We start from the raw sequence: 6,776 nt of genomic DNA on the forward strand, positions 1-6,776 counted from the left end.
GGACTGACGCGTGGCAGCCGGGTGGGGCATCCCTTAGATTCCAGCGGATGAAGTTGCCCCTGCCGTTCCGACGCGACCGTCCCATCATTCCGTCCGCCAACGCGCAGGATCACGCGGAGCGGCTGATCGCCGAGTCCCTGCGCATGCTCGGCCAGGTGTGTTCGAAGGTCGCGGACGCCATCGAGGCGCAGCGGCTGGAGCGCCACGGTTACGCGCACAACAGCTACCTGCGGCGCCTGGACGACGAGGAGGACGCGAAGAAGCCCTCCGGACCGGGCACGGGCGGATGACGGCTCCCCGGGAGCCACCGGGCCCAGCGCACGCGCATCCGGAGGACGACGCGCCCGTGCCGTGCCTCGCGTCCTCGCCGGCGCCGTCCTGGCGGGAGCAGGGCATCCAGATGCCCATGCCCGCGCTGGCGGACGAGGAAGGGCCCCGCGTGGACCCCGGCCTGCCTCCCGTCGTGGACGCGCACGTGCACCTGTTCCCCGACCGCGTCTTCGAGGCGGTGTGGCGCTGGTTCGACCGCCACGGCTGGCCCATCCGCTACAAGCTGCACACACCCCAGGTGGTGTCCTTCCTGCTGTCCCGGGGCGTCGAGCGCGTGGTCGCCCTGCACTACGCCCACAAGCCGGGCATGGCGCGCGCCCTCAACGCCTACGTGGCCCAGGTGGCGAAGGACGAGCCCCGCGTCATCGGGCTTGGCACCGTGTACCCGGGCGAGCCCGACGCCGTGGCCATCCTGGAGGAGGCGTTCGCCCTGGGCCTGAAGGGCGTGAAGCTGCACTGTCACGTCCAGGCCTTCTCCCCGGACGCGCCCCAGTTGCATGAGCTCTACGAGGCGTGCGCCCGGGCGGGGAAGCCGCTCGTGATGCACTCAGGGCGGGAGCCGTCCAGTCCCCAGTACCCGGTGGATCCGCACCAGCTCTGCGCCGCGGAGCGCGTGGAGCGCGTGCTGAAGGATCACCCCTCGCTGAAGCTGTGCGTGCCGCACCTGGGGGCGGACGAGTTCGACGCGTACGCGCGCCTGCTGGAGCGGTACGACACGCTCTGGCTGGACACCACCATGGCGGTGGGCGGCTACTTCCCCGTGCCGCTTCCCAGGAAGGCGCTGGAGGTGCGGCCCGGACGCATCCTCTACGGGACGGACTTCCCCAACCTCCCCTATGCGTGGGACCGGGAGCTGCGGGCGCTGGCCGGGCTGGGGCTGGACGAGGCCGCGCTCGCGGGGGTGCTGGGCGGGAACACGCTGTCGCTCTACGCGGAGTGTTGAAAAGAAACGAAGGCCCTTCCGCAATGGAGGGGGCATTCCCATCTTCGACCCCATAGAATCGCGGTCCCCGAAGACGCCGCCACTCCAGAGGCTCCTGCCCATGTCGAACTTCATCCTGGTCGTCGACGACGACGCGAGTCACCGCACGCTCATCTGCGATGCCCTCCAGGAGATGGGGTATGCCACCATCGAGGCCAAGAACGGCCGCGAGGCGCTGGATCTTCTCGAGGACGACATTCCGGGCGCCGTGCTGCTGGACCTGCGCATGCCCGTCATGAGCGGCTGGGGCCTCCTGGACGCGCTCAAGAAGATGCCGCGGGCGCGCAACCTGCCCATCATCATCATCTCCGGCTACGGCTTCGAGTGGGAGGCGGAGCTCGTGGGCGCCGCCGGCTACATCTCCAAGCCGGTGGACCTGGACAAGGTGCGCACCACCGTGCAGCAGATCGTCGGGCCGCCGGAGGTGGCCATGGTGCACTGAGCCGGGAAGCGCCCGGTGGGCCGCACCATCCGTCAACCCGAGGATTGTGGGCAGCCCCTGGGTGCGTGGTGTGATGGCGTCCTTCATGACGCCCCCTCCTGTTGAACCCACCGGCGAACCGGCCGAGCTGGCCATCGACGCTCGCGGCCTCGTCAAGCGCTTCGGCACCTTCACCGCGCTGGACGGCCTGGAGCTTCAGATTCCCCGGGGCGCCTTCTACGCGTTCCTCGGCCCCAACGGCGCCGGCAAGTCCACCTCCATCGCGCTGCTCACCGGCGTGTACGGGCCGGACCAGGGCAGCATCCGCATGCTCGGCGTGGACGCCGTGGCGAAGCCCCTGGACGTGAAGCAGCGCGTGGGCGTGGTGCCGGAGGAGCTGAGCCTCTTCGAGCGCCTCACCGGCCGCCAGTACCTCACCTTCTGCGCGCGCATGTACGGGCTGGACGGCGCGGAGGCCGCAGCGCGGGCGGTGGAGCTCCTGGAGCTGACGGAGCTCACGTACAAGGCCGGCGCGCTGGTGGCGGAGTACTCCAAGGGCATGCGCCGCCGGCTCGCGATCGCCGCGGCGCTCATCCACGCGCCGGAGCTGGTGCTGCTGGATGAGCCCTTCGAGGGCATCGACGTGCTCGCCGCGGGCGTCATCCGCGAGCTGTTGCGCGAGCTGTCCCGCCGGGGCGTGACGCTGCTGCTCACCACGCACGTGCTGGAGATCGCCGAGCGGCTGGCCACGCACGCGGGCGTCATCCGGGGCGGGCGCATGTTGGATCAGGGCCCGGTGGAAGCGCTCCGCCAGCGCCACGGCGTGGCCACGCTGGAGGCGGTGTTCGAGAAGCTGATCGCCGTGCCGGCCGCGCGCAACGCGAAGCTGTCGTTCTACGGAGAGCCCGCCGCGACCGTGGTGCCGCTGCGCCGGGAGTCCGCGTGAGCCGCCCGCGCCCGCCGGTCCCCGGCTTCTTCCAGCACCTGCTGCTCCTCTGGGGCCTGCGCCTGCACCTGGGCCTCAACCAGGGCCCGGGCAAGAGCCGCCTGCTCGCGGTGGCGGCGTTCCTGGGCTCCAGCGCGCCGGGCGTGCTCCTGGGCCTGAGCTTCTTCAAGCTGATGCGGCTGCCGCTCATCGTCCATAGCAACGTGTGGCCGTACTTCATCCTCAACCTGCTCTGCTTCGTCACCGCCGCCACCTGGGTGACGTGGCCGCTGCTGTCCGCGGGCGTGGATGATCATTCCGAGTTGTCGCGCTACGCGGCGTTCCCCATCTCGCCGTTCCGGCTGTTGATGGGCTCCACGGTGGCGAGCCTCTTCGAGCCGCGCGCGCTCGTGTTCTACGCCCCCCTCACTGGCGCGGCGGTGGGCTATGCGTCGCGCCACCGGCTGGCGTCACCGTGGCTGGCGGTGGTGCTCTACGTGCTGTTCGCGCTCTTCTGCGCGGCGTGGAGCCGGGTGGGCCTCTACACGGTCATCAACGTGCTGAGGGCGAAGCACAGCGCGCGCATCATGGGCGGCGGCATGGTGGCGTTCCTCGTGGCCGCGTCGTTCATCCCGCCCATCGACACGTCGTGGCTCACCAGCGTGGGCGAGGCGGGCGTGGGCGCGCTGGACATGAGCCTCATCATCAACGCCGCGGTGGCGCTCAGCCAGGTGCCGCCCGGCTTCTTCGGCGACGGCCTGGGGCAGCTCGCGCACGGGCGCGTGGGCATCGCGATGCTGGAGGCCTTCGGGCTCCTGTTCTTCACCGGCCTGGGCATGACGGTGGCGTACAGGCTGCTGATGCGCTTCCACCGGCAGGCGGGAGGCCGCTCCGGCGGAGACCGGGGGGATGGCCGGGACAGCGACCCGTTCGCCACCACGGGCTCGCGCTTCGACACCCTCCTGCGGCGCGAGGTGCTGGACCTGTGGCGCAACCCGCGCGCGCGGCTGCTGGCGGCGGTGCCCTTCATCCTGGCCATCCTGCTGAAGCTGCTCTCCGGCCGGGACCTCTTCGTGTACCTGCTGGGCGGCAGCGCGGACGCGTGGGTGATGGGCGGCCTGAGCATCTACGGCGCGGTGGTCATCGCGTCCACGTTCTCCCAGAACACCTTCGCGTATGACGGGCACGGCTTCGCGGTGTTCCTGGCGGCGCCCATGAGCCTGGCGGACGTGCTGCGCGCGAAGAACCGGGTGCAGGGCGTGGCGGCGCTGGGGATGGCGGTGCTGGTGGGCGCCTTCTACCGGGTGTACTTCGGCGCGGGGACGCTCGTGGACTTCCTGTGCGCCATGGCCGCGGTGGCGGCGGTGGTGCCCATGCTGCTGGCCGCGGGCAACTTCCTGTCGCTGTACTTCCCGGTGAAGTTCCACGCGAGCCTCAAGCGGCGCGACCGGGTCCCCCTCACCGCGTCCATGCTGGGCATCCTCGCGGCCAGCGTGGGCTGCATGCCTTTTGGCCATGCGCTGCGGGCGGCGGGGATGGACGGGCCGGGCTGGCAGTCCGTGGCGTTCATCGCCGGGTGCGCGGTGCTCAACCTCGGCGTCTACCTGGCGACGCGCCCCCTGGCGATGCGCCTGTTGGATCAGCGGCGGGAGATCGTGCTGCGCGCCGTGACGCGCGAGTAGCCACGGGCGGGCGGGGCACGAGGGGCCCCGCCCAATGAGGCCTTCAGTACGCGACGCCGAACTTCGCGGCCTGGGCCTTCACGCTCTTCATCACGTTGGCGTCGAAGGCGTCCTCCTTGGTGGTCGCGTTCTTCGAAAGCCACTGGTCGCGCTCGCTGGCGAGCTTCGCGACCTTCTCCTCCAGCACCTTGCGCTCGGCGGCGAGCTGCTTCACCTTCGCGGCCTGCTCCTCCTTCTTGAGGCCCTTGAGCTCCTGGGGCAGCTCGTCGTCCTTGAGGGTGTCGAGCGCGGCCGGCTTCTCCAGCAGGTCCACCGCGCCTCCGACGGCCACGGGCGCGCTGCTCACCGCCGCGGCGCTGGGGGCGCTCATGCCCGCGCCCCGGCTCTTCTTCATGTAGCTGATGCGGTCCGCGACGGCCTCCGCGGCCATGCCCTTGGTCGCCTCCGAGCGCGCGAGGTTCATCTCGCGGACCTCCTTGCGGCCGCCGTAGAGCGTCTTCGACGCCAGCTCCGCGTTCACACGCGACAGCTCCGCGTCATAGGGCGTGGCCACCGCCACCATGCCGCCCGACGCGTCGATGGAGTCGAAGGTGCCGTCCGTCAGCTTCGCCACGTAGCGCCAGGACTCCTCGGTGGAGCTGTCCGCGCCGCAGCGCACGGTGTTCACCACGATGTGGCGCTCCTTCGCGCGCTTGGACCAGAGCTTGAAGTCCCAGGCGGCCTCGCGCTCGGCGGGGGGCGCGTCGCCCACCAGGAAGACGACCTTCATCACCTCGCGGTCCTGGCTCCACTTGAGCAGCGACACGGCCTCTCCCAGGCCGCGCCCCACGTGCTCCGGGAAGTCCCCTCCCCCGTTCGCATCCAGCTTGCGCAGCTCCGCGAACATGGAGTCCATGTCGTCACTCAGCTCGAAGCGCTTCGTCACGTAGGCGTCCCCCACGTCCCGGTACGCCACCAGCGCCACCTTCAAGTGCGGCGTGGGCTTGCCCTTCGCGATGCGCGACGCGATGGAGAAGATCTTCTGCTTCGCGCCCTCCAGCAGGCCGCCCATGGACCCCGTCGTGTCCAGCACGAAGGCCACCTCGATTTCGGGCCGCGCGCCCTGCGGTTGCACCTGCGCGTCCTGGCCCTGCGCCTGCGCGCCCTGCCCCGCGGGCGTCTGGGTCCCGGCCGCGGACGTGCCGGTGGGCTTCCCGGACTCGCCCTTCACGGAGGGCTTCGCTTCGGCGGCGGGCGGGGGCTTCACGGGCGGCTTGTCGTGGATGGGCGTGACGGCCCAGGCGGAGGTGGCGGACAGACCGGTGGCGAGCGCGGCCGTCAGGACGGCCCGCGAGAGGGGCTTCAGGTTCATGGGTGTGGGCTCCGGAAACGGACGTCGCGGGCGGGTTTTTCCGCGCCGCCTGCTCCTGTAACGGACAGGCCCGCCGGAAGGTCTACGCCTCCGGTTGCGGCCTCCGGAAACCGGCGTTACGCCCGGGGTCCGTGCGCGTCTTCCACATCGACAGGTACTCCGTCCCCCTGCCCGACGGGCACCGCTTCCCCATGGAGAAGTACCGGCTGCTGCGCGAAATCCTGCTCGCGCGCGGCATCCTGCCCCCGGCCGCCTTCCACGAGGCGCCCCGCGCGGAGCGGACCGACCTGGAGCGCGTGCACACCCCGCGCTACCTGGACGCCTTCTTCGGCGGCAGCCTCACGGACGCGGAGCTGCGCCGGCTGGGCTTCCCCTGGTCCCTCCTGCTCGTGGACAACGCACGCGCGTCCGTGGGCGGCACCCTGGCCGCGGCCCGCGCCGCCCTGGAGGACGGCTTCGGCGCGAACCTGGCCGGCGGCACCCACCACGCCTTCCCGGACCACGGGGAGGGCTTCTGTGTCTTCAACGACATCGCCGTGGCCATCCGCGTCCTCCAGGCGGAAGGGGCCATCCGCCGCGCGGTGGTGGTGGACCTGGACGTGCACCAGGGCAACGGCACCGCGGCCACCTTCGCGGGCGACCCGTCCGTCTTCACCTTCTCCATGCACGGCGAGCACAACTTCCCCTTCAGGAAGCACCCGTCGCACCTGGACCTGGGGCTGGAGGACGGCGTGGGTGACGCGGAGTACCTGGCCGTGCTCGACGCCCACCTGCCCCACGTCCTGGAGTCCGCGCACGCCGACCTGCTCTTCTTCCAGGCCGGCGTGGATCCACTGGAGGAGGACACCCTGGGCCGGCTGTCGCTCACCCACGCGGGACTGCGCGAGCGCGACCTGCGCGTCATGCGCGCGGCGAAGGAGCGCGGACTCCCCGTGGTGCTCACCCTGGGCGGCGGCTACGCAAGGCCGTTGACGCCGTCGCTGGAGGCCCACGTCGGGACTTATCTCGCGGCGTGTTCGTTGTTCCGCTGACGCCCGCCTTCCCCCGGGCCGCTTGCGGGCCCGCGCCCCCCGGCACCATGCCTG

7 protein-coding genes are annotated in these 6,776 nt (G+C 71.3%); 6 read left to right on the forward strand and 1 reads right to left on the reverse strand.

All coding sequences use genetic code 11. From position 1 onward, the window contains the following. Positions 1–47 precede the first annotated feature (47 nt). The 5 genes from D7W79_RS36560 (at position 48) to D7W79_RS36580 (ending at position 4,340) form a co-directional block, all read left to right on the forward strand. A complete protein-coding gene (locus tag D7W79_RS36560) occupies positions 48–290 on the forward strand; it encodes a hypothetical protein (protein ID WP_120529914.1) in 243 nt (80 codons plus the stop codon). Beyond that, the gene (locus tag D7W79_RS36565; RefSeq protein ID WP_120529915.1) at positions 287–1,273 is read left to right on the forward strand and encodes an amidohydrolase family protein; all 987 of its coding nucleotides are present in this window, start codon (positions 287–289) and stop codon (positions 1,271–1,273) included. Before D7W79_RS36560 ends, D7W79_RS36565 begins: the two co-directional genes overlap by 4 nt. A gap of 100 nt (positions 1,274–1,373) precedes the next feature. Further along, entirely contained in the window at positions 1,374–1,754 is a 381-nt protein-coding gene (locus D7W79_RS36570) for a response regulator (RefSeq protein WP_014394116.1), read from the forward strand. 85 nt (positions 1,755–1,839) lie between these two features. Then, complete coding sequence (locus D7W79_RS36575) at positions 1,840–2,679, forward strand: ABC transporter ATP-binding protein (RefSeq protein ID WP_120529918.1); 840 nt, start codon at positions 1,840–1,842, stop codon at positions 2,677–2,679. Further along, positions 2,676–4,340: a hypothetical protein gene (locus D7W79_RS36580; RefSeq protein WP_120529916.1), complete on the forward strand. Its 1,665-nt coding sequence runs from the start codon at positions 2,676–2,678 to the stop codon at positions 4,338–4,340. The genes D7W79_RS36575 and D7W79_RS36580 overlap by 4 nt, the downstream gene beginning before the upstream one ends. Positions 4,341–4,383: 43 nt before the next feature. Here D7W79_RS36580 and D7W79_RS36585 read toward each other — a convergent pair whose 3' ends face one another. Further along, entirely contained in the window at positions 4,384–5,691 is a 1,308-nt protein-coding gene (locus D7W79_RS36585; protein ID WP_208729934.1) for a vWA domain-containing protein, read from the reverse strand. A 131-nt stretch (positions 5,692–5,822) separates the two neighbouring features. Here D7W79_RS36585 and D7W79_RS36590 point away from each other — a divergent pair, with 131 nt between their 5' ends. Further along, entirely contained in the window at positions 5,823–6,722 is a 900-nt protein-coding gene (locus D7W79_RS36590) for a histone deacetylase family protein (RefSeq protein WP_120529917.1), read from the forward strand. The last annotated feature ends 54 nt before the right edge of the window (positions 6,723–6,776 follow it).

The organism is Corallococcus exercitus, assembly GCF_003611585.1.
Classification (GTDB): Bacteria; Myxococcota; Myxococcia; order Myxococcales; family Myxococcaceae; genus Corallococcus; species Corallococcus exercitus.